This is a genomic window from Curtobacterium sp. VKM Ac-2884 (assembly GCF_015350945.1).
GTDB lineage: Bacteria > Actinomycetota > Actinomycetes > Actinomycetales > Microbacteriaceae > Curtobacterium.
The window spans coordinates 287,317-310,850 of sequence record NZ_JADKSA010000005.1 but is presented as its reverse complement, the minus strand read 5'-3'; the positions used below and the strand labels follow the sequence as shown (position 1 = coordinate 310,850).

General features: G+C 71.7%; 20 protein-coding genes and 1 pseudogene. 12 read left to right on the top strand and 9 right to left on the bottom strand.

The features are described 5' to 3' along the window. Positions 1-408: pseudogene (locus ITJ60_RS15290) on the bottom strand (ATP-dependent helicase); the annotation flags it as partial. Between the two features lie 268 nt (positions 409-676). Next, complete coding sequence (locus tag ITJ60_RS15285; RefSeq protein WP_243648844.1) at positions 677-1,531, bottom strand: polyphosphate kinase 2 family protein; 855 nt, start codon at positions 1,529-1,531, stop codon at positions 677-679. 150 nt (positions 1,532-1,681) lie between these two features. Here ITJ60_RS15285 and ITJ60_RS15280 point away from each other — a divergent pair, with 150 nt between their 5' ends. Both ITJ60_RS15280 and ITJ60_RS15275 read left to right on the top strand, forming a co-directional pair. Then, the gene (locus tag ITJ60_RS15280; RefSeq protein ID WP_194648543.1) at positions 1,682-2,692 is read left to right on the top strand and encodes an alpha/beta hydrolase; all 1,011 of its coding nucleotides are present in this window, start codon (positions 1,682-1,684) and stop codon (positions 2,690-2,692) included. Between the two features lie 94 nt (positions 2,693-2,786). Then, positions 2,787-3,083: a hypothetical protein gene (locus ITJ60_RS15275; protein ID WP_194648542.1), complete on the top strand. Its 297-nt coding sequence runs from the start codon at positions 2,787-2,789 to the stop codon at positions 3,081-3,083. Here the strand turns inward: ITJ60_RS15275 and ITJ60_RS15270 are convergent. From ITJ60_RS15270 to ITJ60_RS15260, 3 genes are all read right to left on the bottom strand, one after another. Beyond that, positions 3,080-6,355 carry an efflux RND transporter permease subunit gene (locus tag ITJ60_RS15270; protein ID WP_323749190.1) on the bottom strand — a complete coding sequence of 1,092 codons (3,276 nt, stop codon included), beginning with the start codon at positions 6,353-6,355 and terminating at the stop codon, positions 3,080-3,082. The two genes, ITJ60_RS15275 and ITJ60_RS15270, sit on opposite strands and share 4 nt — an antisense overlap. A gap of 40 nt (positions 6,356-6,395) precedes the next feature. After that, positions 6,396-7,082: a DUF6518 family protein gene (locus ITJ60_RS15265; protein WP_194648541.1), complete on the bottom strand. Its 687-nt coding sequence runs from the start codon at positions 7,080-7,082 to the stop codon at positions 6,396-6,398. A gap of 94 nt (positions 7,083-7,176) precedes the next feature. Continuing rightward, entirely contained in the window at positions 7,177-8,628 is a 1,452-nt protein-coding gene (locus ITJ60_RS15260) for a PLP-dependent aminotransferase family protein (protein ID WP_194648540.1), read from the bottom strand. A 61-nt stretch (positions 8,629-8,689) separates the two neighbouring features. Here ITJ60_RS15260 and ITJ60_RS15255 point away from each other — a divergent pair, with 61 nt between their 5' ends. The 3 genes from ITJ60_RS15255 to ITJ60_RS15245 all read left to right on the top strand — a co-directional run bounded on the left by ITJ60_RS15255 (position 8,690) and on the right by ITJ60_RS15245 (position 10,940). Beyond that, positions 8,690-9,343 carry a YczE/YyaS/YitT family protein gene (locus ITJ60_RS15255; RefSeq protein WP_194648539.1) on the top strand — a complete coding sequence of 218 codons (654 nt, stop codon included), beginning with the start codon at positions 8,690-8,692 and terminating at the stop codon, positions 9,341-9,343. Between the two features lie 134 nt (positions 9,344-9,477). Further along, positions 9,478-10,362 (top strand): DUF4097 family beta strand repeat-containing protein, encoded by an 885-nt coding sequence (locus ITJ60_RS15250; protein ID WP_194648538.1) that lies wholly within the window; start codon positions 9,478-9,480, stop codon positions 10,360-10,362. Then, positions 10,359-10,940 carry a PadR family transcriptional regulator gene (locus ITJ60_RS15245; RefSeq protein ID WP_111085559.1) on the top strand — a complete coding sequence of 194 codons (582 nt, stop codon included), beginning with the start codon at positions 10,359-10,361 and terminating at the stop codon, positions 10,938-10,940. The genes ITJ60_RS15250 and ITJ60_RS15245 overlap by 4 nt, the downstream gene beginning before the upstream one ends. A gap of 203 nt (positions 10,941-11,143) precedes the next feature. On the opposite strand, the gene ITJ60_RS15240 is transcribed toward ITJ60_RS15245, so the two are convergent. After that, entirely contained in the window at positions 11,144-11,932 is a 789-nt protein-coding gene (locus tag ITJ60_RS15240) for a MerR family transcriptional regulator (protein ID WP_194648537.1), read from the bottom strand. 130 nt (positions 11,933-12,062) lie between these two features. On the opposite strand from ITJ60_RS15240, the gene ITJ60_RS15235 reads away from it, so the two are divergent. The 4 genes from ITJ60_RS15235 to ITJ60_RS15220 all read left to right on the top strand — a co-directional run bounded on the left by ITJ60_RS15235 (position 12,063) and on the right by ITJ60_RS15220 (position 15,895). Continuing rightward, positions 12,063-14,282, top strand: a complete 2,220-nt coding sequence (locus ITJ60_RS15235) for an APC family permease (RefSeq protein ID WP_123293661.1) — start codon at positions 12,063-12,065, stop codon at positions 14,280-14,282. An 11-nt stretch (positions 14,283-14,293) separates the two neighbouring features. Continuing rightward, positions 14,294-15,046: a hypothetical protein gene (locus ITJ60_RS15230; protein ID WP_194648536.1), complete on the top strand. Its 753-nt coding sequence runs from the start codon at positions 14,294-14,296 to the stop codon at positions 15,044-15,046. A 53-nt stretch (positions 15,047-15,099) separates the two neighbouring features. Further along, positions 15,100-15,345, top strand: coding sequence for a DUF3072 domain-containing protein (locus tag ITJ60_RS15225; RefSeq protein WP_194648535.1), 246 nt, complete (start codon positions 15,100-15,102; stop codon positions 15,343-15,345). A 109-nt stretch (positions 15,346-15,454) separates the two neighbouring features. Further along, entirely contained in the window at positions 15,455-15,895 is a 441-nt protein-coding gene (locus tag ITJ60_RS15220) for a DoxX family protein (RefSeq protein WP_194648534.1), read from the top strand. A gap of 96 nt (positions 15,896-15,991) precedes the next feature. On the opposite strand, the gene ITJ60_RS15215 is transcribed toward ITJ60_RS15220, so the two are convergent. After that, complete coding sequence (locus ITJ60_RS15215; RefSeq protein WP_194648533.1) at positions 15,992-17,107, bottom strand: NAD(P)-binding domain-containing protein; 1,116 nt, start codon at positions 17,105-17,107, stop codon at positions 15,992-15,994. A 158-nt stretch (positions 17,108-17,265) separates the two neighbouring features. Here ITJ60_RS15215 and ITJ60_RS15210 point away from each other — a divergent pair, with 158 nt between their 5' ends. Next, a complete protein-coding gene (locus ITJ60_RS15210; RefSeq protein WP_111085566.1) occupies positions 17,266-17,484 on the top strand; it encodes a DUF3073 domain-containing protein in 219 nt (72 codons plus the stop codon). Positions 17,485-17,602: 118 nt separating this feature from the next. On the opposite strand, the gene purM is transcribed toward ITJ60_RS15210, so the two are convergent. Next, entirely contained in the window at positions 17,603-18,700 is a 1,098-nt protein-coding gene (purM, locus tag ITJ60_RS15205) for a phosphoribosylformylglycinamidine cyclo-ligase (protein ID WP_123937526.1), read from the bottom strand. A 73-nt stretch (positions 18,701-18,773) separates the two neighbouring features. Here purM and purF point away from each other — a divergent pair, with 73 nt between their 5' ends. Next, complete coding sequence (gene purF / locus ITJ60_RS15200) at positions 18,774-20,231, top strand: amidophosphoribosyltransferase (protein WP_194648532.1); 1,458 nt, start codon at positions 18,774-18,776, stop codon at positions 20,229-20,231. A gap of 83 nt (positions 20,232-20,314) precedes the next feature. On the opposite strand, the gene ITJ60_RS15195 is transcribed toward purF, so the two are convergent. Further along, on the bottom strand, positions 20,315-20,710 hold the full coding sequence (locus ITJ60_RS15195) for a hypothetical protein (RefSeq protein ID WP_111085569.1): 396 nt from the start codon (positions 20,708-20,710) through the stop codon (positions 20,315-20,317). A 162-nt stretch (positions 20,711-20,872) separates the two neighbouring features. On the opposite strand from ITJ60_RS15195, the gene ITJ60_RS19380 reads away from it, so the two are divergent. Then, positions 20,873-23,404: a helix-turn-helix transcriptional regulator gene (locus ITJ60_RS19380; protein ID WP_194648531.1), complete on the top strand. Its 2,532-nt coding sequence runs from the start codon at positions 20,873-20,875 to the stop codon at positions 23,402-23,404. Positions 23,405-23,534: the final 130 nt, after the last annotated feature.

Sequence of the window (23,534 nt, the reverse complement as noted above, 5' to 3'; positions counted from 1 at the left end):
ACGACGGGGCGCACGGTCGTCACGGTTGAAGCTGCGCGGTGCGCGGTCATCGCGATCGAACGAACGACGCGGGCGGTCGTCGTTGTCACGACGCGGGGCACGATCGTCGCGGTCGAAGCGACGCGGCGCGCGGTCGTCACGGTTGAAGCCGCGTCCACCACGGTCATCGCGCTCCGGGCGGCGCTGGCCGCCGCTGTCGCGGGGCTCCCAGTTCGGGCGCGCGGGGCGCTCGCCCTGCGACGAGCGGCCGCGACGCTCCTCGGCGTCCCAGCGCTGCTTCTGGCGCGGCGCGGTCGGTTCGGCGGCGCGGAACCCGCGGTGCTTGCTGCTGCGTGCGGCGGGGGTGCCGTTCGGGTGGCGGGGACGATCGGAGGCGCGGTTGTCCGCGCCCTTGTTGTACGGAGCCATGACTGCTTTCTCGGGTGCGCAACGAACCGCAGCGCCCGACAGCGACATCGGCGGGGGCTGCTTGCGGAGAGGGGGTTCATCCCGTCGCGATTCGACGTGATTCCAGCCCTCGAGCAACACACACCCAACAAAAAGCCCGTGATCACGATGTCACGGCGTCGAAGGCCGACCGAGCGAGTCTACGCGACCCCGCGCTCTGACGCCAGCCCCGTCGTCGACGGACGGCCGCGAGCCGGACCCGGCCCGTGCCTCCCGGCCGGCCCGTCGGTCAGGACTCGGCGAGCCGCTGTCGTTGCTCGGCCACGTCGAAGTCCGCCTTCGGCCACGAGAGCTGCATGTCCTCGAGGGCCCGGAGCAGGAGCTGCTGCACCGCCAGGCGGGCGTACCACTTGCGGTTCGCCGGCACGACGTACCAGGGCGCCTGGGGGGTCGAGGTCCGGTCGAACACGATCTGGTAGGCGTCCTGGTACCGGTCCCACAGCAGGCGCTCGTCGATGTCGGCCGGGTTGAACTTCCAGTGCTTGTCGGGGCGGTCGAGTCGCTCGCCGAGGCGTTCGCGCTGCTCGTCCTTCGAGATGTGCAGCATCACCTTGACGATGGTGGTGCCCTCGGCGGTGAGGCGGTCCTCGAACTCGGTGATCGCGCCGTAGCGTCGTTCGATCTCGTCCGGCGCCGCGAACGCCCGGATGCGCTGGATGAGGACGTCCTCGTAGTGCGAGCGGTCGAAGACGCCGAGCTGCCCGGCACTCGGGAGCTGACGCTCGATGCGCCAGAGGAAGTCGTGCTCGCGCTCCTCGGCCGTCGGGGCCTTGAAGCCCGCGTAGCGCACGCCGTTCGGGTCGACCGCACCGACGACGTGCGAGACGATGCCGCCCTTGCCGGCGGTGTCCATCGCCTGCAGGACGAGCAGCACACGGCGCTGGTCGCCGGCGGTCGACGCCGCGTACAGGCGCTCCTGCAGGGCGGCGAGGCGGGACGCCCCCGCGGCGAGCGCTTCGAGCCCGTCGATCTTGCGGCCGGGGAAGCCCGGCGTCGCATCCGGGTCGACCTGGTCGAGGCGGAAGCCCGGGTCGACGCGGAGCAGCGGTTCGGGATCGGCGTTCCAGGCCTTGCGACGGCTCACGGGTCCTCCTGCGGTCCGGGCGGCGGGTGCGCCCTGCTCTCATCCTGGCACTGTGGCGGTTCCGCCGTCGGGTTGCGCGGTCGGGTCCGCGGTCGGGGTTCCTCCGCTGGGGTGACGTGGCCGGCCTCGGGTGCGGCTACCGTGGAACCGATGAAGTCCGGCCGCCGCACAGTGCTCGCGCTCGTCGCCGCGGTCGTGGCGCTCGGCGCGGTCGCGTCCTGCAGTACGGACCCCGTCGGCGACGAGAACGCGACGGTCACCGCGGACAGCGTCATCTACCCGCTGTCCCTGCAGTACCACGGCATCGACGTGGTCGCGGATGTGCCGTACGGCACGGCTCCGCTGCAGCGGCTCGACGTCTGTCTGCCGGCCGACAGCGCCCCGGAGACGACCGCGACCCCCACGGCGACGCCGTCCGCCACCCCGACGGCCGACCCCGCCGAGGCCGCAGCCAGCACCGGCCGGCCCGCGGTGCTGATGATCCACGGCGGCAGCTGGTCGCACGGCGACAAGGCCACGGCCGCCTACCGCTCGGTGTGCAAGTACCTGGCGTCCGAGGGGTTCGTCACGTTCAACGTGGACTACCGGCTCGCCCCCACCGACCCGTTCCCGGCCGGCCTCGACGACGTCCGACGGGCGCTCGACTACGTGTTCCGCCCCGCGACGCTGTCCACGTACGACGTCGACTCCCAGCGGGTCGGGGTGTTCGGCGGGAGCGCCGGCGGCAACCTGGCGGCGATGCTCGCGGTGACCGACCACGAGTCCGCCGCCTACGCCGAGGGCGACCGGATCCGTGCGGTCGTCGACCTGAGCGGTCCCACGAACCTGACGTCACGCTCGACCCGGGCCGACGGGGTGTCCGCGTCCTTCCAGCGGAAGCAGCTGCTGTACCTCGGCTGCCGGACCTACGCGACGTGTCCGGCGGCCACCCGGGCGTCGCCGGAGTACCACGTCACCTCGGACACGGCGCCGTTCTTCATCGGGCACTCGACGGACGAGTTCATCCCGCTGTGGGAGTCGCAGGAGTTCGCGGCGACGCTCCGGTCACACGACGTGCCGGTCACGTTCGTGCAGGTCGAGGGGACGGCGCACTCGATCGCGCAGCTCGACGAGGCGATGAGTCGCCGCGTCGCGACGTTCCTGCGGACCCAGCTGGGCTGACGCGCTGCGGGGGCGGCCCCTGCCGCGTGCCCCGGGTGGGTGGCACCCGGAGTCGGGACTACTGCCGACCGGCGCCAGGTCGCAGACTTCCGGGGTGACCGACACCTCGACCCGCCCTGCACGCGCCGCCGCGACCCGCTGGGACCGTTCCGCGCTGCAGACCTCCGCGGAGTTGCTGCTCGGGTTGTCGTTCGCCGCCACCATGGCCTTCGGCGGGTACGCGGCTGCGACCGGGCGACTGGCGGTCTTCGCGCAGGGCGCCGGCGTCGTCTTCCTCGTCACGCTGACCTGTGTGCTCGTGTCGTGGTTCCGCGCTGTCGAGCGCGAGGAGCGTGCCGACCGGCCCGCCGTCTCGCCCCTCGCCGCGATCGACGCCGAGTACCGCCGCTAGGCAGCCTCGCCCGTCGCCGGTTCGCTCGCGGTCCGTCGGTCGGCCCGCCGTTCGCGCGCGCCCTCGACCACGAAGTAGAGCGCCGGCAGCACCACGAGGGTCAGCAGCGTCGAGGACACCAGCCCGCCGATCACGACCAGCGCGAGCGGCTGCGAGATGAACCCGGACTTGCCGGTCAGCCCGATCGCCATCGGCAGCAGCGCGAAGATCGTCGCCATCGCCGTCATGAGGATCGGGCGGAGGCGTCGTGTCGCGCCCTCGATCAACGCCTCACGCACCCGCAAGCCGCGCCGTCGGTACTGGTTGACGAGGTCGATGAGGACGATCGCGTTCGTCACGACGATGCCCACGAGCATGAGCAGACCGATCAGCGATGCGACGCCGATCGGGACGCCGGAGACGATCTGCAGCAGGATCGCCCCGGTCGCGGCGAACGGCACCGACGCCAGCAGCAGCAGTGGCTGCAGCAGGCTCCGGAACGTCGCGACCATGATCACGTAGACGATCAGCACGGCCACGACGAGCGCGAGGCCCAGCTGCGAGAACGCCGACGACTGACTGGCGGCGACGCCACCGATCGATGCGGTCGCACCACGCGGCAGGTCGAGCTCGTCGACGGCGGTCGTGACCGACTGCACGGCCGCACCGAGGTTCGAGGCGTCCGGCGACACGGTGATCGTGGCGGTGCGTGCCGCGTTCGTCGTGGTGACGGTGGTCGGACCGTCGGACTCCTCGACCTTCGCGACGTCGGACAGCGGGACGGTGCCGGTGCTCGTCGGGACGTCGAGGGCACGGAGCGCGGCGATCGTCGTCGGCGGCTCCGGGTCGGCGATGTAGACGTCGAGCGTCGCGTCGTCGATCTCGATGCTGCCGGTGTCGCGCGGGGAGACCGCGGCGGCGACGAGGCCACCCACCTGGGTCTCGGTGAGGCCGAGTGACGCAGCCTTGGCACGGTCGACCCGGACGGCGAGGTAGGGCTCCGCGGCGGACAGGTTGCTCGTGGCGCTCGTCGTGTCCGGGACCGACTGCATGGTCTTCAGCACCTGGCGCGAGGCCGTCTCGAGCTGCGCCTGGGTCGGTGCGGTCACGTCGACCTCGATGTCGCTGCTGCCGCCGAACCCGCCGCCGGACGACGCGATGGTGACCTCGCCGACGTCGTCGATCCGCGCGATCGACTTCCGGGCGTCGGCCTGGATCGTCGGCTGGTCGGCCTCGGCATCGGTCGTCACGGCGTACTGCACCGAGGCGCTGCCGCCACCGCCGAACGCCGCCTGGATCGACTGGCCGCTGGTGCCGATGGTGGTCTGCACGGTCTCGACGCCGTCGACGCCCTGGAGTGCCCGCTCGACCTTGCGCGCGGATTCGGACTGGACGGCGAGGCTGGAGCCGGCCTTCAGGTCCTGCGTGACCGTGAACGTGTTCTGCCCCGAGTCGCCGAGGTAGTTCGTGGTGACGAACGGCAGTGCGGCGCCCGTGCCGCCGAGGACGACGACCGCGAGCAGGATGACGACGACCGGCTTGCGGACGACCCACCGGAGCACCGGCAGGTAGACCCGACGCAGACGGTCAGAAGCGCCGGCGTCGTGCAGGTCCGCGGCCGAAGCGAGCTCGCCCTCCGTCGGCTCGGGCGCCAGATCGGCGTCCGACGGTGCCGCAGCGGCGCCCGGTTTCGCCTTCGGCGGGCGGAGCCACCAGTACGCGAGCACCGGCACGATGGTGAGCGAGACGAACAGCGATGCCACGAGCGCGAGGGTGACGGTCACGGCGAACGGCCGGAACAGCTCCCCCACCAGCTCCGCGACGAAGGCGACCGGCAGGAACACCGCGACGGTCGTCAGGGTCGAGGCGGTGACGGCACCGGCGACCTCGCGGACGGCATCCAGCACGGCGCGGTGGCGGTCGACGCCCGGGACCATGTGCCGCTTGATGTTCTCGATGACGACGATGGAGTCGTCGACCACACGGCCGATCGCGATCGTCAGGGCGGCCAACGTGATGATGTTGAGCGTGTACCCGGCGGCGCGCATGCCGATCGCGGCCAGGAGCACCGACGTCGGGATCGAGATGGCCGTGACCAGCGTCGAGCGCCACGAGAGCAGGAAGACGAGGATCACGATCACCGCGAAGGCGAGGCCGAGCAGCCCCTCTTCGGCCAGGGAGTCGATCGACTGCTGGATGTAGGGCGCCTGGTCGAAGACGACGGTGAAGCGGGGGTCGCCCTCGATCTTGTCCTCGATGCCCGGCAGGGCGTCGCGCACGGTCTTCGAGACGTCGACCGTGTTGGCCTCCTGCGTCTTGGTGATCGAGATCGTCAGGGCCTGCTCACCGTCCACGCGGCTGATCGAGGTGCGCGGCGACTCCGTGATCGCGACCTTCGCGACGTCGCCGAGCGTGGTGTCCGTCGGGGTGGTCGCAGCGCCGGTGGTCGCAGCGCCGGTGGCCGCGTCGCCGGTGGCCGCGTCGGCACCAGTACCGGTGGCGGCACCGGTGGGCGCGCCGGTGCTGGTGCTGGTGCCGTCGGCGGTGCCCGAGTTCGACGAACCCGTCAGCGGCAGCGCACGGATGTCGTCGAGCGAAGCGATCCGCTCGCCCGTCTGCACCGACAGCGTCGAGCCGTCCTGGGTCAGGGTGCCGCCGGGGATCAGGGTGCCGTTGTCGTCGAGTGCGTCCGAGATCGCCGTCTGGCTGAGACCGCGAGCGGCGAGCTCGTCCTGGTCGGGCGTGATGACGACCCGGCGGCCGGGGTTGCCGAAGACGTCCGCCTGCCGCACGCCGTCGAGCTTCTCCAGGTCGGGGATCGCCGAGGCCTGCAGCCGGTCGACGAGCTGCTCCTGGTTGCCGGACGCCGAGACCGCGACCTGCAGCACCGGCAGGTCGTCGAAAGACCCGGTGACGATCTGCGTCTGCACCGAGTCCGGCAGCGACAGCGCGTTCACCGCGGTCTGGATCTTGTCCTCGGCGCTCGCCAGGTTCGATCCGTACTGGAACGACGCCGACACCACGCTCTGTCCGGTGGACGAGGTCGCGCTGGTGGACTCGAGGTCCGGGACGACCTGGATCGCCTGCTCGATCTTCGTCGAGACGTCGTTGGACACGACCTCCGGCGTCGCCCCGGGGTAGGCGCTGACGATCGCGACCTGCGGGAACTCGACGCTGGGGATCAGCTCCTGCTTGAGGCTCGTCAGCGCCACGCCCCCGAAGACCGCGACGACGATGGTGACGAGCGCGATGAGGGCCCGGTTGCGGAGGCTGAAGACCGAGAGGAGGTGCACGTCATCGATCCTCGCAGGACGCGTCTGCGAGCGGCCGGGTTCAGGCCCCGATCAGCAGGTAGAGCCCGAGGACACCGACGGCTCCGACGACCCCGGTGCCGAGGGCGATCACGCGGCCGACCGACGACCGGGCGGTGGCCACCCCGACGACGAGCACGACGACACCGACCGCGATCTCGACCACCCAGGTCACCGGGCCGGTCGTGGCCACCACCTGCAGCAGCGCCCGTACCCCCTCGCCGATCAGGATCGCGGCGGTGACCCCGAAGGCTCCGGCACGCCAGCGGGCGTCACGGGAGCGGACGAACACGGCGACCGCACCGGCGAGCAGCCCCGCGGGGACGCCGAGCAGCACCCACAGGTTGGTGACGGACAGGAAGTCCGGGTAGCCACGCAGGTTCGTCGTGGCCCAGTAGCCGACGTGCATGAGTTCGAGCAGCACGACGCCGAGCAACATCGCGAGCGGCAGGGCGAACCGGCCGGCACGGGCCCCGGCGCCGATGCACAGCGCGACGGCGACCAGGAACCAGGGGCCGGCGGAGTTCGCGACGGACGACAGCGCGGGCACCGTCTGCCCGAACGAGGTCAGCACACCGGCGAGCAGCGCGCCGCTCAGGGCCATCGTGACGCGCACCAGAGCCGGCACCGCGGGGCACGGCTCGGCCGGCGACGCGGACGACGGGGACGCAGCAGCGGCCGGAGCACCGGCGGACAGGGTCGCGTTCATGGCATCAGCATCGCGTCGTCCGCCGCCGCGCACATCACCCCACGGAGCGAGAACGACCCCGGCCCATCACCCCAGAGGATGACCCCACGACGGCTCACACCACCGCGGCGAGCGAGCCCCGCACCCCGGCGGACTCTCCACCGACCCGAGCCCACGCCCGTTCGAGCACGTCCACCAGACGACCGCGGTCCGCCGGCGCCATCGTGAACGGCACCCGCAGGAACCGTTCGAACCCGCCGTCCGGGCCGAACACGCCGCCGGACGCCAGCACCACCCCCTCGGACCGCGCGGCCAGCACGAGCGCACTCGACACCGGACGGCCGAGGCCCACCCACGTCGTCAGCCCGCCTGCGGGCGACGGGACGTCCCATTCCGGGAGTCGTGCCCTGAGCGCGCCCACGACGTCGTCGCGACCCTGCCGCAGGTACTCGCGCCGCGCCTCCAGGACGGCGGCCGTCCGTGGGACCAGCTCCCGCGCGACCAGCTGGTCGAGGACGGGCGTGCCGAGGTCGCCCGTCGGGCGGGCGGCGAGCAGCCGCTGCAGGAGGGCCGGCGCGGCACGGATCCAGCCGATCCGCAGGCCGCCCCAGAAGACCTTGTCGGCTGACCCGATCATCACGACCGACGCCCCCGACGGGTCCGCTGCTGCCAGCGGCAGCGACGGCGCGCCGTCGATCCGCAGCTCCCCCATCGTCTCGTCGGCGACCACCGTCGTGCCGACCGACGCCGCGACCGACAGCAGGAGCTGGCGGGTCGAGGCCGTCATCGTCGCGCCGGTCGGGTTGTGCAGCTCGGGCATGACGTAGGCGACGGCCGGGGCGGTCCGGCGCAGCGTCGTCTCGAGCGCGGCGGCGTCCCACCCGGTCCGCGCGTCGACGGGCACGCCGACGAGCCGTCCGCCGGCCTCGCGGAACGCCTCGTGCGCGTGCGGGTAGGTCGGGGACTCGACGAGCACGGCGTCCCCGCGGCGGACGAGCACCCGGGCGAGCAGCGCGATGGCGTGCTGCGCACCGATCGTCACGATCACCTGGGACGGATCGGTCGGCAGTCCGCGCTCGGTGTACCGGTCGGCGATGGCGGCGCGGAGCCCGGGGTCGCCGACGGTGTCGTACCCGATGCCGGCGAGCGCCGCAGGCACGTGTCGCACCGCCCGCTCGACGGCCTCGGCCATCCCCGGCGCCGAGTGCAGCGCGGCCTTGCGCAGGTCGAGGAGCTCGCCGTCGACCACCCCGCCGAGCCGTTCCGGGTCGGGACGACCGATCAGGGACGCGGGCAGGTGGACCACGCTGCCGGAGCCACGGACCGACACGACGAACCCGTCGGACCGCAGTCGGGCGTACGCGTTCGCCACGGTCGTGCGGGAGATGCCGAGCGCGGTCGCGAGCCCACGCTCCGCCGGCAGTCGCACGCCTTGTGCGACCCGGCCGTCGATGACGAGCACCCGGATGGCGTCGGACAGGGCCTCGTACGCCGGGGCGTCGGTGCCGTCGCGCCAGTCGGTGAGCAGCAGGGCAGCAGATCGGGCGCTCAGCAGCACGGGTGTCATGGGTCCACGGTAGCGCGATTGGCTCTCGACCAGCAGTCCAATACACACCGACGATGAACCCATGTCCCGCAGCACCGCCCTCACGTTCCGCTTCGTCCAGCTCTTCGTCGGCCTGTTCCTCTACGGCGCCTCCACCGCGCTGCAGGTCCGAGCGGTCGTCGGCGTCTCGTCGTGGACCGTCCTGACGCAGGGCCTCGAGAACGTGGTGCCGTGGTCGTTCGGCGTCATCACCGTCGTGTCGAGCGGCGTGATCCTGCTGTTCTGGATCCCCCTGCGCCAGAAGCCGGGCATCGGCACCCTGCTGAACGCGCTGGCGATCGGGCCGAGCGCCGACCTGGTGCTCTGGCTCGTGCCGGAGCCGTCCGGACTGCTCGCCCGGATCGCCCTGTTCGTCGCCGGACTGGCACTGCTCGCCGTCGCGACGGCGTTCTACATCGGCGCGGGGTTCGGCACCGGCGCCCGTGACGGCCTGATGGTCGGGCTGCACGAGCGCCTCGGCTGGCCGCTCTGGCTCGCGCGCACCCTGGTCGAGGTGTCCGTCGTCGTCGTCGGCTGGATCCTCGGCGGGAACGTCGGCGCCGGTACCGTCATAGCCGCCTTCGCGATCGGTCCGATGGTGCAGCCGCTCATGCCGTTCTTCCGCCGGTTCCCGTGGAGCCCCGAGCGCCGGGTCGTCCGGGAGGCCCGCCTCACCTCCGTCGCGCACGCTTCGTGAGCAGGAATGGTCGGGTCGCAGGGCCCCAGCCGACCATTTCTGCTCACCATCCGCCCGGCACCCTTGCGGCGCGGCGACTCGCGATATAGCGTGACCTCCACAGACGCGATACATCGCGAGTTGGAGGAAGCAACATGACGCAGGAGAAGTGGCTCGTCGACGAGCCCAAGGTCATCGACACCGGCATCGTCCGCACACTCCGTGTCGGACTCGTCGGTGGTCAGGTGGACGTCGTGGCACACGACGAACCCACCGCACGGGTCGAGGTCCACAGCGTGTCCGGCAAGCAGCTGAAGATCGAGGTCGACGGCGACACGCTCACCGTCGACCACCCGCAGATCCGGTGGGACGACCCCATCGGGTTCCTCAAGTCGTTCCGCGGCAAGGCCCACGCGGACGTCAGCATCCTGGTCCCCCGCGACGCCTCGGTGCACCTCGGCGTCGTGTCGGCGGGTGCGCTGCTGTCCGGCACGAACCGCGGCGCGATGCTCAACACGGTGTCCGGCGACCTCGTCGTCGACGGTGTCGCCGGCGACGTCACGGTCAACGCCGTGTCGGGCGCGACGACCATCCGCGAGCTCGACGGCGCCCTGACGGTCCACACGGTCTCGGGTGACGTCGTGGCCACGGGTGAGATCCCGCGGTTCCAGGCGGACGGTGTCTCGGCGGACGTCGTGCTCGACCTGCACGGCGTGCCGGAATCGGCGCGCGTCAACACGGTCTCCGGTGGCGTGAGCGTCCGGCTCGAGGACGGCGTCGCCTACCAGTGCACCGTCAGCACGGCGTCCGGCAAGCTGCAGTTCGACGACTCCGAGATCCGTGGTGTGCGCGGCTCGTACGTCAAGCAGGGCGGCGAGCTGGCCGGCCAGTGGCTGGACCTGCGCGTGAACTCGGTCTCCGGCGACATCGCGGTGCTGCACGCCCCGCCGGCAGCAGCGGAACCGACCGCGGCCCCGATGACCCCGGCCGCACCGACCACCCCGACCGCCCCGACCAACGACGGCGAGGCGCCCGCATGAGTCCCGTCTTCGCCCACGGCCACCTCCGCCTGTACCTGCTCGTGCTGCTGGCGGACCACCCGATGCACGGCTACGAGCTCATCCAGGCCCTCGGCGACCGGTTCGGCGGCACCTACGTGCCGAGCGCCGGCACCGTGTACCCGCGACTCGCGAAGCTCGAGGAAGAAGGCCTCGTCTCGAAGACCGCCGACGGCCGCAAGACCGTCTACGCGATCACCGAGGCCGGCCGCACCGAACTCGCGGCCCGTGCCGACGAGATCGCCGCGGTCGAGTCCGGGGTCGCCGACTCGGTGAAGTCCCTGGCCGACGGCGTCCGCGCCTCGGTCGGCGAGGCGATGCGCTCCCTCCGTGCAGACCTCGCCGCCTCGGCGGAGAGCCCCGGCACCGGTTCCCACGAGGACCCCGTCTCGGTGCCGTCGGAGAGCGCCCGCGCCCTGCGCGAGCTCGAGATGGCGCTGTCGTCGTTCCGGCAGCAGGTCCGCGCGGACCTGCGCCGACGCGCGACCCGCGGCACGCTCCGTGCGGACACCGTGACGCGTCTGCGTGACGGTCTGGAGGCCCTGCGCAAGTCGCTCTGACGGCCCGCGGCCGACAGGCGGTCGCGCCCCGTGCCTCCCGGCCGCCCGTCGTACCGCCCCACCCACGGAACCAGGTTCCGGACACAGCACCACGCCGATCCGTGGTGTCGTGACCGGAACCCGGTTCCGTTCGCGCGCCCCAGCCTGCGGTCGCGTGACCGGAACCCGGTTCCGTTCGCGCGCCCCAGCCTGCGGTCGGCGCGCTACAGCCCGCGGTCGGCGAACGCGACCATCGCGTCGCGCAGCGCACGTGCCGCACCTGCTCCGGCCCAGTCGTAGGCGTGCGCGAACCGCTCGTCGTGCACGTACATCTCGGCGAGTGTCCGGAACCGCTCCGCGGTGAGGTCCGCCGGTGGCGTCGACTCGGCGAGCCACGCGAACTGCCGCCGCGCCAGTGCCTGCGCGGCCGGTGAGTCCGGGCCGTCGCCGGACGCGGCGAGCGCTGCGGCGTCCTGGGCGATCGCGCGCAGCTCGTCCTGGAACGCCTGCTTGCCTGCGGTGTCCTTCGCGTCCCACCAGGCGGTACCGCGCTGCCAGGCGTCCGCTCCCCAGCGCTCCTCGACCTCGTGCTTGAAGCGGGTCTGGTCGAACCCGTCGAAGGTGTCCGTGGCGTTCATGGTGTCCCCGTTCTCGATCCTGGTGATGGTGGTGCGCACGGCGGCGAGCTGCCGGGCGAGGCGGTCCCGCTCGCGTTCGAGCCAGGCGACGTGCGCGGTGAGCGCGGTGACGTCGTCCTGCTCGCCGTCGAGGACCCGGCGGATGTCGGGCAGCCCGAGGCCGAGGCCGCGCAGCAGCAGGATGCGCTGCAGCCGGACGAGTGCCCGGTCGTCGTAGCGGCGGAGTCCGCCGTCGCCGACGGCGGTGGCCGGCAGCAGTCCGATGGCGTCGTAGTGGCGGAGCGTGCGGCTCGACACCCCGGCGGATCGCGCCACGTCGGCGATGCCGTGGGGTGCTTTCGCAGCTGCGGTGGCGATGTCTGACGGATCCCTCATGCAGCCCACCGTAGAGGTTGACGCGGCGTCAACCGCAAGGGGTGATCGGGGTGCGGCATCGACGACACGCGACCGAGCGGGAATGACCGCCTGGGCACCCGTGTTGACTCCCGCCCGGAACTGAGTAGGTTTGCCGCTCGTGACGAACGAGGTCCGGTCGCTGAAAGCGCGACTGATCGGGGATCCCCTCCCCTCCGAGAAGCTCGAAGGACAGCTCCTCCCGAAGCACCTGGCACTGCCGATCTTCGCGAGTGACCCGCTGTCCTCCGTCGCGTACGCACCGCAGGAACTCCTGATGATCCTGCTGCTCGGCGGGATGTCGTTCCTGACCTTCGCACCGTGGGTGGCCGCGCTCGTGGTGCTGCTGCTCGTGGTGGTCGTCGCGTCCTACCGGCAGCTCATCAAGGCGTACCCGTCCGGCGGCGGCGACTACGAGGTCGCGCACCGGAACCTCGGCGAGAAGGCCGGGCTGGTCGTCGCGAGCGCGCTGCTCGTCGACTACGTCATGACGGTCGCCGTGTCGGTGGCCTCCGGCGTGGACAACATCATCTCGGCGCTGCCGATGCTGAACGACGTCCGCGTCGAACTCGCGCTCGTGTTCGTCGTGCTCCTCGCCGCCACGAACCTGCGCGGCGTGCGGGAGTCGAGCAAGGCGTTCGCCATCCCCACCTACCTGTTCGTGGCGTCGGTCTTCGTGATGGTCGTCACCGGCCTGGTCCGCGTCGCCGCCGGGCACGCCCCGGTCGCCGAGTCCGCCGGGTACACCGTCGACAACGTCGAGCACACGACGCAGGCGGCGTTCATCCTGCTGCTCCTCCGCGCCTTCGCCTCCGGCTGCTCGGCCCTGACCGGCGTCGAGGCCATCGCGAACGGCGTGCAGGCCTTCCGGCGCCCGAAGATCAAGAACGCGCAGGCGACCCTGGTGGCGATGGGCGGCATCGCGATCGTCCTGTTCATCGGGCTCATCACGCTCGCGCTCGTGTCCCGCGTGCACTACGCCGAACGCGCCTGCGACCTGCAGGGGTTCGCGGACTGCGCCACGACGCCGCAGCGCTCCCTGATCGCGCAGATCGCGGCGGCGACGTTCGGTGACAACTCGGTGCTGTTCTTCGTCATCCAGGCGACCACGGCCGCGGTCCTGCTCCTCGCCGCGAACACGGCGTTCAACGGGTTCCCGCTGCTCGGCTCGATCCTGGCCCGCGACTCGTACGCCCCCAAGGCCCTGTCGACCCGCGGCGACCGGCTCATCTACTCGAACGGTGTCATCGTCCTGGCGCTCGTCGCCGCAGCGCTGCTCGTGGTGTACCGGGCGAACGTCACGAGCCTCATCCAGCTCTACATCATCGGCGTCTTCGTGTCGTTCACGCTCGGCCAGACGGGCATGGTCGTGCACTGGACGCGCCTGCTGCGCGCGGACCGGGCCGGTACCGCCGACCCGTCCGTCAACCGCGCGCAGGTGGTGCGCTCCCGCACCATCAACGCGATCGGGGCCACGTTCACCCTCGTCGTCCTGGTCATCGTCACGATCACCAAGTTCACGCACGGCGCCTGGCTCGTGTTCCTGATCATGCCGATCCTGTACGTGCTCATGCTCGGCGTGAACCGCTACTACCGCGACGTCTCGCACGAGATCGAGGCCGACGTCGAGACCGAGTTCGGCGCCACCGGTGACCATGCCGTCGTGCTGGTGAACAAGCTGCAGAAGCCCGTGCTCAAGGCCCTCGACTACGCGATCGCCGCCGAGCACGCCAGCTGCGAGGCGGTCCACGTCGCGATCGACGACGCCGACGCCCAGCACCTGCGCGACCAGTGGGCCGAGTACGGCATCCGGATGCCGTTGACCATCGTGCCGAGTCCGTACCGCGACATCTCGATGCCGCTCATCAAGTACATCAAGGCGCACCGGCTCGAGCACGGCTCCGAGGTCGTCACCGTCTACACGCCGATCTTCATCGTCGGCCACTGGTGGGAGGGCCTGCTCCACAACCACCGCGGCCGTCGTATCCGCAAGAAGCTCCTGCTCGTGCACGGCGTCACCGTCGCGCTGGTGCCGTGGCTGCTCGACTCGTCCGAACTGCTGTACGGCCGTAGGTCGCGTCCGCTCCCCGGCCAGGAACGTCGCGGCGAGCCCGTGCGGCCGCCGCTCCGCCGGTCCCTCGCCGGCTCGGCCGGAGCGCCGGTGGACGGTGTCGTCGACGATCGCCTGGCCCGGTCCGCGCAGCGGAACAGCCTGCAGCCGCGTCGTGCGACCCGTCCGGCCGGTCCCGCGGAGGGCGTCGACCCCGCGCAGTGCACCGGCGAGCTGCACGCGCTCGTGCCGACCTCGCCGCGCCGGGGCGACGAGTCGTAGCATCTGACGTCATGACGATCACCGACCTGCGGACGTTCGCCACGTTCGACGGCCACGGCGGCAAGGTGTCGAAGCGCGTCGAGGTGCTGGACCACGAGCCCGTCGCGGGCAGCCGCCACGAAGGACTCGTCGCGGTGCGCGGCGAACACCCCCTGGGTGCGCTCGACGAGCGCGCCGCCGACGAGTCGGCAGCGCTGTCGCGCGGCGTCCCCAGCGTCGGGTGGGTCGACCCGTCGACGCTCCGCGACTGGTACCGCCCGGACCGCGTGGTCATCACCCGGCTCGAAGCGCGGCAGTCCGGCATCGAGCCCGGTCTCTACGCCGATTCGCGCGGTCGCGGACGGGTCCGGATCGACGGCCTGGAGGCACGGCTCGCCCCCGACGGTCGGCCCGCCTTCCGCGCGCTGGCCGGTTCCGAGGCGCCCTGGGTGGTCGACGTCCCCCTGCCGACGGACCAGGCGGTGCGGCTCGTGGCGGTCGCCGAGGTCGACGAGGGCTTCGAGGTCGTGACCGCTCCGGTGTCCCCGTTCCTGCAGCCCGGCGAGTACGCGGCGTACGACGACGTCCCCGGACTTCCCCCGCGGCCGTCCAGCGGCCGGGTCGTGGTGTCCGCGACCGTGCTGCTCGACGGATCGCTGCACGAGGTCGAGCGGATCGACGAGCAGGCCGCGACGATCTGGGTCCGGCGCGAGGGTCGGACCGTTCCGATCGCCACGAGTGCGGTCGGTCCGGATCTGGTGCGGTACTCGGCCACACCGGTCTGACGGGGGACACGCGCCTGCGGGGTGCGTCGGAGGTGCGGCGTAGCGTCCTCGGCATGAGTGATGCAGAAGAGACCCTCGGCGGCGCCCGTCCGGACCCGTCGACCGACGCGAGCAAGGACCCCGAGCAGTGGGTCACCGGTGACGAGCCGATGACCGGACCCCAGCGCAGCTACCTCGACACCCTGGCCCGCGAAGCCGGCGAGGAGCTCTCCGCCGACCTGACCAAGGCCGAGGCCTCGGAGCACATCGACCGCCTGCAGCAGCAGACCGGCCGCGGCACGAACGCCACGGGTTCCTGAGAGCGGGTCCGCCCTTCGGCGGACCCCAGCCTGGGCATGTTCTGGTGAAGTCCGGGCAGACCCCCGGACGGGGGGAATCGATGACGCGTCACCGGTTACGGTCGTGGCCATGCGAACGACATCGACCTCCATCGGCCTGACCGCGCTCCGCATCGTCCTCGGGGTGGTGTTCATCGCCCACGGCGCCCAGAAGTTCGCCCAGGGCATCCCGAACGTGGCCCAGGGCTTCTCCGGGATGGGCGTGCCGCTCGCCGACGTCGCCGCGCCCCTGGTCGCCGGCCTCGAACTCGTCGGCGGTGTGCTGCTCGTGCTCGGCGTCGCCACCCGCGTCGTGGGCGTCCTGCTCGCCGTGGACATGGTCGTCGCGGGGTTGCTCGCCCACGCGTCGTCCGGCTTCTTCTCGCAGGACGGCGGCTTCGAGTACGTGCTCGTCCTGGCGGTCGGCTCGCTCGTCGTGGCGCTGACCGGCCCGGGGCGGTTCTCACTCGACGCCGTGTTCCTGGCGTCGTCCCGTCGCCGTCGTGGCGTGCAGGAGCCCCTGCCCGCCTGACCCGCCGGGCCGCCACCCTGGTGCGAGGTTGATCACTCAGTGCGGCGAAAGAACCTCGCACCGGGTGGTCAACCTCGCACCGTGCGGGCATCGGACTCACGCGGCGGCGAGCACGTCCATCACCTGGCGGGCGATGAGCCGTCCGGCCCGGTTCGCACCGATCGTCGACGCCTGCGGCCCGTAGCCCGCCAGGAACAGCCGCGGCTCGTCGACCGAGCGCCCGTCCGCCACGACGACCCCGCCGGCCGCGGTCCGCAGGTGCAGCGGCGCGAGGTGCCGCAGGTCGGCCCGGAACCCGGTCGCCCAGAGCACCGCGTCGGCGTGCACGTGCGTGCCGTCGACGGTCATCACGCCGGTCTCGTCCATCCGGGTGAACATCGGCTGGTCGCGCAGGACCCCGCGGTCGATGCCCGCCCGGATCCGCCGCGAGACCGGCACGCCCGTGCCGCTCACGATGCTCGGCAGCACCTCGCCGGCACGAGCCGCCCGGTCCTGCTCGTCGACCGCTGCGACCGCCGACTCGAGGTCGAGCGACGACGAGTCAGCCCACACCATCGGCCGCCGGGTGAACCAGTGGGTCGACCGGGCGACGCCGTCGAGTTCGAGCAGGAAACCGATGGCACTCGTCCCGCCGCCGACCACGACGACGTCCTGCCGGGCGAACTCCGCGGCGCTGCGGTACTCGGTCGTGTCGAGCTGTCGTCCGCGGAACGCGCCGCGGCCCGGGTACCACGGCACGAACGGCGTGCCCCACGTGCCCGATGCGTTCACCACGACGTCGGCGCGGATCCGGGTCTCGGTGCCGTCGGCGGAGCGGGTCGTGACGCAGAGTCGGCCGTCCGCGGTGCGCGAGACCGACGGCACCGAGACCGGACGCCGGACCCGCAGGTCGTAGTGCTGCTCGAACCGCCGGTAGTACTCCCCCACGACGTCCCGGGCGGGTCGTGATCGATCGGCGTCGTCGAACTGCAGCCCCATCGCCCGCATCCCCGGCAGGTCGTGCACGCGGTGCGCCGCGCCGAGCCGCAGGGCCTCCCACCGGAACTGCCAGGCGCCGCCCGTGCTCGGGGCACGATCGAGCAGCACCAGGTCGGTGCCGGGCACGAGCCCCAGGCGGCGCAGGTGGTATCCCACCGACAGTCCAGCCTGCCCCGCACCGATGACGACGACACGGGCGGACTGGTCGGCTGGGTTCTCGAGGGGTTCGGTCATCACTTCGATTCTCCTGTGCGCGGAGCCGTCGCGGCGACGTCCAGATCGAGGTACATGGTAGAGTGATCGGCAGATTTCAAACCACGAACCGTCTGGTTCCCCGAGTGATCTTCCGTCATTCGCCAGGACCGGACCAGAGCCGAACGAGGGGGTCACGCATGGGGCGCGGCCGTCAAAAGGCGAAGCACACCAAGGTCGCCCGTGAGCTGAAGTACTTCAGCCCGCAGACGAACTACGGTGCACTCGAGCAGGAGCTCTCCGCCGGACAACACTCCGATGACGATCTCGTCGACCGCTGGGCGGACCAGTACGGTCCCGAAGCGGCAGACGAATCCGACGAGTTCGAGACCGAAGCGGACCAGAACAAGTCCGCCTGACCGGCACAGCCGTCACGCCGCGCGCCTCCGGGCAGCGCGGCGTTTCTGCGTGCCCGGGCGGCCAGGCGCCGAGGCCGCACGACCTGTTCTCAGCCCGTGCGACCTCGACCAGCCCGGGTCAGGCGGCGTAGCTCCCGACGAGCCGCACGGCACCGCCGTCGACGCCCTTGGCACCTTGTTCGAAGCCGGTCAGGTCGCGGGCCGACGTGGCGATCGTGCCGACGGGCCACGCGGGCATCCCGGCGACGCCGAGCGACTCGATGACGTCCACCGCGGCACTGGCGGACACCACGGCGAACATGCCGATGCCCAGGTTCCAGGTGCCCTCGGTGTCCTCGATCGGGGTGCCGGCCATGTCGGCGAGCACGCGGAAGACGGGGAGCGGCTGCCAGGTCGAGCGGTCGACCTCGATCCACGAGCCGACGGGCAGCACGCGCGCCAGGTTCGCCGCGATGCCACCACCGGTCACGTGCGACAGGGAGTGCACGGCGCCCGGGTGCTGCTCGAGCAGCTCCAGCAGCGGCGTCGTGTACAGGCGGGTGGGCTCGAGCAGTGCTTCGCCGACCGAGACACCGCCGAACTCGGCCAGCTGGTCGGTGTACCCGACCCCGCGCGACGCCAGGATGTGCCGGACGAGCGAGTACCCGTTCGAGTGCAGCCCCGACGACTCGATCGCGAGCACGACGTCGCCGTCCTGCACCAGGTGGGCACCGAGCTGCGAACCGGCCTCGACGACACCGGTCGCGGCGCCGGCCACGTCGTAGTCGTCCGGGCCGAGCAGCCCGGGGTGCTCGGCGGTCTCGCCACCGACCAGCGCGGTGCCCGTCGCCGAGCAGCCGCGGGCGATCCCGGCGACGATGTCGGCGATGCGGTTCGGCACGACGCGCCCGCAGGCGATGTAGTCGGTCATGAACAGCGGCTTCGCACCGACCACCACGATGTCGTCGACGACCATGCCGACCAGGTCCTGCCCGATGGTGTCGTGCTTGTCGATCGCCTGGGCGATGGCGACCTTGGTGCCGACGCCGTCGGTCGAGGTCGCGAGCAACGGGTGTGAGAAGTCCTTCAGGAACGACACGTCGTAGAGTCCGGCGAAGCCGCCCACGCCGCCCAGCACGTGGCTGTTGTGCGTCGCCGCGACTGCGGACTTCATGAGTTCGACGGCCAGGTCACCGGCAGCGGTGTCCACTCCGGCTTCGGCGTACGGGTTGGGCATGCGGAGTCCTTCGCGGTGACATGGCAGACTTGTTCGGTACCCCCCGATTCTACGGTCTGGAGCACACCCGCGAATGTGCGGCATCGTCGGCCTCGTTGCACAGGGCCCCGCCAACCAATCCATCTACGACGCACTGCTCCTCCTGCAGCACCGCGGGCAGGACTCGACGGGCATCGCCACGGTCGAGGGCCACGTGCACCACATGCACAAGACCCGCGGCCACGTACGGGAGTCGTTCCGAACCCGTGACATGCGCGCCCTGCTCGGCACCATGGGCCTCGGACACGTGCGCTACGCCACCAAGGGCGCGGCGAGCAACGAGGAAGAAGCGCAGCCGTTCTACGTGAACGCGCCGTACGGCATCGTCCTCGTCCACAACGGCAACCTCACCAACACGCGGGAACTGACGCGTGAGCTGTTCGACATCGACCGTCGGCACCTCAACACCACGTCGGACACCGAGCTCCTGGTGAACGTGCTGGCGCACGAGCTGCAGGGACAGGTCCGCGGCACGGACCTCGACCCCGGGCAGGTCTTCGACGCCGTCGAGCGCGTGCACGAGCGGGTCGAGGGCTCCTACGCCACGATCGCCACGATCGCCGGCCACGGGCTGCTGGCGTTCCGCGACCCGTTCGGCATCCGGCCGCTCATCCTCGGCCACAAGTTCGACGAGGCCGGCCAGCCCGAGTGGGTCGTCGCGAGCGAGTCGCTGGTGCTCGAGTCCGGCGGCTACGAGATCGTGCGCGACGTCGCCCCGGGCGAGGCGATCTTCATCGAGATGAACGGGCAGATGCACGCCCGGCAGTGCGCGAAGAACCCGCGGCTCGTGCCGTGCTCGTTCGAGTACGTGTACCTGGCCCGTCCCGACTCGGTCATGAACGGCATCTCGGTCTACGACGCCCGCCTGCGCCTCGGCAACCGGCTGGCGGACACCATCGAGCAGTACGCGCCGACCGGTGACATCGACGTCGTGATGCCGATCCCGGACTCGTCCCGGCCGGCCGCGATGCAGGTCGCGCGGAAGCTCGGCATCGAGTACCGCGAGGGCTTCTACAAGAACCGCTACGTCGGCCGGACCTTCATCATGCCGGGCCAGGCGGAGCGCAAGCGGTCCGTCCGGCAGAAGCTCAACGCGATGTCGTCGGAGTTCAAGGGCAAGAACATCCTGATCGTCGACGACTCGATCGTGCGCGGCACGACGAGCAAGGAGATCGTGGAGATGGCCCGCGCCGCCGGTGCGAACGAGGTCACCTTCACGAGCGCCGCTCCCCCGGTCCGGTTCCCGCACGTCTACGGCATCAACATGCCGACGCGCGACGAGCTCATCGCGCACGACCGGAAGATCCCGGACATCAACCGCGTGCTCGGCAGCGATCACCTGATCTACCAGGAGATCGGCGACATGCGGGACGCCATCATCGAGGGCTCCAACGTGACCGACCTCGAGATGAGCTGCTTCACGGGCGAGTACGTCACGGGCACCGTGAGCCCGGAGTACCTGTCCTGGGTCGAGGCGAACCAGCTCAGCTAGGTCGCGTCCGAGACGCACCCACCTGAAAGACGGGAGGCCCGTGGCGGTGTCGCCACGGGCCTCCCGTCTGTCAGCGGTTGCGGCTACGGCCGCTGGTCGCCGTGCTCGTCGATCTCGCCGTCGACCGTCTCGGGCGGCAGCTCGACCTCGACACGCTCCGCCGTCAGGCGGGCCGCGCGCCGGGCGAAGACCCGGTCGAACACGACGGCGACGACCGCGCCGACGAAGGCGCCGATCGTGACGCCCCAGAGGCTGAAGTAGCCCACCAGGCTGCCGAAGCTCGACTCTTCCTGCTGGCCACCGAGGTTCATCGTGAGCGAGACGACGATCAGGGTCGCGATGAACCCGAGCACCGCACCGCCGACGATGAACACCCCGAACTTCGGGGCACGACGGATCGTGACCTCGTCAGAGGTGGAGACGGCGTTCGGCGCAGGGGCCGGGACCGGCTGGTCGTCGGGTCGATCGGTGTTGCTCACCCACCCATTGTCCCCCACTGTGGGACGTCTCCCGGCCTGTCCGCGCAGTCCGATCCAGGAGAGGATGATCCGTACGCGTTGGTATCCCAAGGGCTGGAGGTGACACGGATGCGAGAACGGACCGTACGGGGACGAGGCCGCACCCCGAGCACCCCGGCGCGCGTGACCTGGCCCGTGATGCAACGCCACGAAGAGGACCGTGCCGTGTCCGTCGTCGCGGAGCACCAGTGGAGCGTCGCGCTCGTGGGCGCCCCGGGTCTCGGCAAGAGCACCGTCGCCGCCCGCGTCACCGACCGCGTCGCCGGACGGGACGCCACCGGGCGCACGGTCGTGGTGCCCATCACCGCCGTCGCCTCCGGGCGGTCGATGCCCTTCGGCGCGATCTCGGACCGCTTCGGCGAGCTGCCGGCGACCCTGTCCGAACTGTCCGACGACGCCGGGGCCGAGCAGCGCCTCCGGGCGATCGCCGACCTGGCCGACCGCGACGTCCTGCTGCGCGTCGACGACGCCGACCACCTCGACGCGATCTCCGCCCGGTACGTGGCGTGGCTCGTCCGGCACCAGGGTGCGCGGCTCGTCCTGACCTGCCGTGACTTCACCGCGCTGCCGGAACCGCTCCGCGCCCTGTGGCAGGACGACCTGCTCGAGCGCATCGACCTCGAGCCGCTCACCCTGCGCGAGACGTCGGCCCTGGTGGCCGAGGCGCTCGGCTCGCAGCTCGAGAACGCCTCGGCCGAGCGGGTGCACCGCGCGACCGCCGGCAACCCGCTCTACCTGCGCGAGGTCGTCCGCGCCGCCCGCACCTCGGGTGCCCTCGAGCACACGGCGTCCGGGTGGTACTGGCGCGGCCGGGTGACGGCGTCGAACAGCCTCGCCGACATGTACCGGACGGAGCTCGGCTCGTTGCCGGAGGACCTGCGCGACGTCGTCGACATCGTGGCGCTGGCCGACCCGATCCCGCTCGCGCGGCTGCTCGGCCTGGTCAGCGGCGGCGACGTCGACCGCGTGGTCGCGCTCGGGCTGGTCCGGATCGACTCGCTCGACGACGGCGCCGCGGTAGCCCGTCCGCAGCACCCGCTCGTCGGCGACGTGATCCGCGGCCTGGTACCGGTCGCCCGCCGCACGGCACTGTTCGCCCGCGCGAACGCCTTCCGCGCCGACAGTCCCGAGGGTGCCCCGCCCGCCGCACGGTTGCGGTCGGCGCTCTGGGCGCTCGACTGCGGTGTCGTGCCCCCGGTCGAGCAGCTGCTCGACGCGGCGCAGGTCGCGGTGCGGCTGCAGGAGCACGAGAGCGCGATCGCCCTGGCCTCCGCAGCGCTCCGGCGGACACTGCACCCGAACGAGCAGGTCGCCGCGCGCTGCCTGCGGTCGCTGGCGTACTCGTACACCGACGGGCGCGAGGCCGGTCGCGCCGACGCCGAGGCGGCCTGGGCCGTCGCCCGTGCGGACCCCGGCACGGTGGACGACGCCCTCGTGGTCGAGGCCTGCGAGATCCTCGCCAACATCCGGCAGTTCCACGACGACGACGTGCTGGCAGCGGTCGCGCTCACCGACGTCGCCAGCCGCCTGGTGTCCGGCGAGGCGGTCGAACGGCTCCGCTTGCTGCGCCTTGCGCACCTCGGCTGGGGCGGCCGCTTCGACGAGGTCCGCGCCGAACTCGAGCGCAGCGGCATCGTGCACGCCCCGACGATCCCGTTCGCGTTCCTGTGCGTCGCCCCCTGCGCGATCATGGCGCTCGCGACGGCCGGCCGGCTCGACGACGCCTCGGCCCTCGGTCGCCGGGCACTGGCCACCGCGATCGAGCACCTCGAGGACGCACCGTGGAGCGTCGGCGAGATCGTGTCCGTGCTGCACCAGGTGCAGGTCTGGCGGGGCGACCTCGCCGACCTGCTCACCGAGGTACCCGTCCGACGATCCAACCCGTACCTGAAGTACGACTTCACCCTGGAGCTCATCGGGGACGGCAACCTGGCCATCGGCCAACGGCGCTGGGACGACGCGATCGCGGCGTTCTCGGCAGCCTGCGAGCGGTACGACGTCGCGGACCACGGCGGCTTCGCGGCCTACCCGTGGGCACGACTCGCGATGGCGTACGCCTACGCCGGTCGCACCGAGGACGCCACGCGTGCACTCGACCGGGCGAGGGCCACCCCGCAGCGGGCGATGCGGATCACCGGCGAGCAGGTCGCGGTGACGATCGCCTGGACCGAGGCGGTGCTCGGCAACCCGGCCGGGCTCCGGCACGCCGACGACATCATCGACCGCGGGACGGCGAGCGGTGGGTGGACGCACGTCATGTACGCGCAGACGCTGCACTACGCAATGGACATGCTGAACGGACGCGAGACCGGTACCTCGCTCGGTCGGATGCGCGAGGCCGCCGCTCGGGTCGACGGTCCGCTCGCCGCGGCGATCGTCGAGTACGCCGACGCCCTGACCGCACGCGACCGGACGCGGGTGATCGCGGCGCAGGCGGTGCTCGCGTCGCACGGCATGGCGGTCACGGCCGGCCGACCGAAACCACCGCTGACGAATCGCGAGTACCAGGTCGCCGAACTCGCGGCGCAGGGGTTGAGCAACCGCCTGATCGGCGAGGAGCTCGGGCTCTCGACGCGGACCATCGACGCGCACCTGTCGCGCGTGTTCGGCAAGTGGGACCTGCATGCTCGTTCGGAGCTCGCCGGACTCTTCTGAGTCCACTCGTGACGCAAGAACGTTGCGCATTGCAGCACGACGCGCCGCGGCGGTTGACACGTTGTGTGGAACATCGCGTACCTTGGTCCCTGTCGCCGGGTTCGGACCCGTTCGGGTCGGGTCCGAATCC

Excerpts from the sequence above, each read along its gene's own strand:
- ITJ60_RS15265 (WP_194648541.1), bottom strand. The coding sequence starts at position 7,082 with ATGAACGCGACCCTGTCCGCCGGTGCTCCGGCCGCTGCTGCGTCCCCG.
- ITJ60_RS15230 (WP_194648536.1), top strand. The coding sequence starts at position 14,294 with ATGACGATCACCGACCTGCGGACGTTCGCCACGTTCGACGGCCACGGC.
- ITJ60_RS15240 (WP_194648537.1), bottom strand. The coding sequence starts at position 11,932 with ATGAGGGATCCGTCAGACATCGCCACCGCAGCTGCGAAAGCACCCCAC.
- ITJ60_RS15245 (WP_111085559.1), top strand. The coding sequence starts at position 10,359 with ATGAGTCCCGTCTTCGCCCACGGCCACCTCCGCCTGTACCTGCTCGTG.
- ITJ60_RS15250 (WP_194648538.1), top strand. The coding sequence starts at position 9,478 with ATGACGCAGGAGAAGTGGCTCGTCGACGAGCCCAAGGTCATCGACACC.
- ITJ60_RS15225 (WP_194648535.1), top strand. The coding sequence starts at position 15,100 with ATGAGTGATGCAGAAGAGACCCTCGGCGGCGCCCGTCCGGACCCGTCG.
- ITJ60_RS15280 (WP_194648543.1), top strand. The coding sequence starts at position 1,682 with ATGAAGTCCGGCCGCCGCACAGTGCTCGCGCTCGTCGCCGCGGTCGTG.
- ITJ60_RS15210 (WP_111085566.1), top strand. The coding sequence starts at position 17,266 with ATGGGGCGCGGCCGTCAAAAGGCGAAGCACACCAAGGTCGCCCGTGAG.
- ITJ60_RS15215 (WP_194648533.1), bottom strand. The coding sequence starts at position 17,107 with ATGACCGAACCCCTCGAGAACCCAGCCGACCAGTCCGCCCGTGTCGTC.
- purM (WP_123937526.1), bottom strand. The coding sequence starts at position 18,700 with ATGCCCAACCCGTACGCCGAAGCCGGAGTGGACACCGCTGCCGGTGAC.
- ITJ60_RS15220 (WP_194648534.1), top strand. The coding sequence starts at position 15,455 with ATGCGAACGACATCGACCTCCATCGGCCTGACCGCGCTCCGCATCGTC.
- purF (WP_194648532.1), top strand. The coding sequence starts at position 18,774 with ATGTGCGGCATCGTCGGCCTCGTTGCACAGGGCCCCGCCAACCAATCC.
- ITJ60_RS15255 (WP_194648539.1), top strand. The coding sequence starts at position 8,690 with ATGTCCCGCAGCACCGCCCTCACGTTCCGCTTCGTCCAGCTCTTCGTC.
- ITJ60_RS15260 (WP_194648540.1), bottom strand. The coding sequence starts at position 8,628 with ATGACACCCGTGCTGCTGAGCGCCCGATCTGCTGCCCTGCTGCTCACC.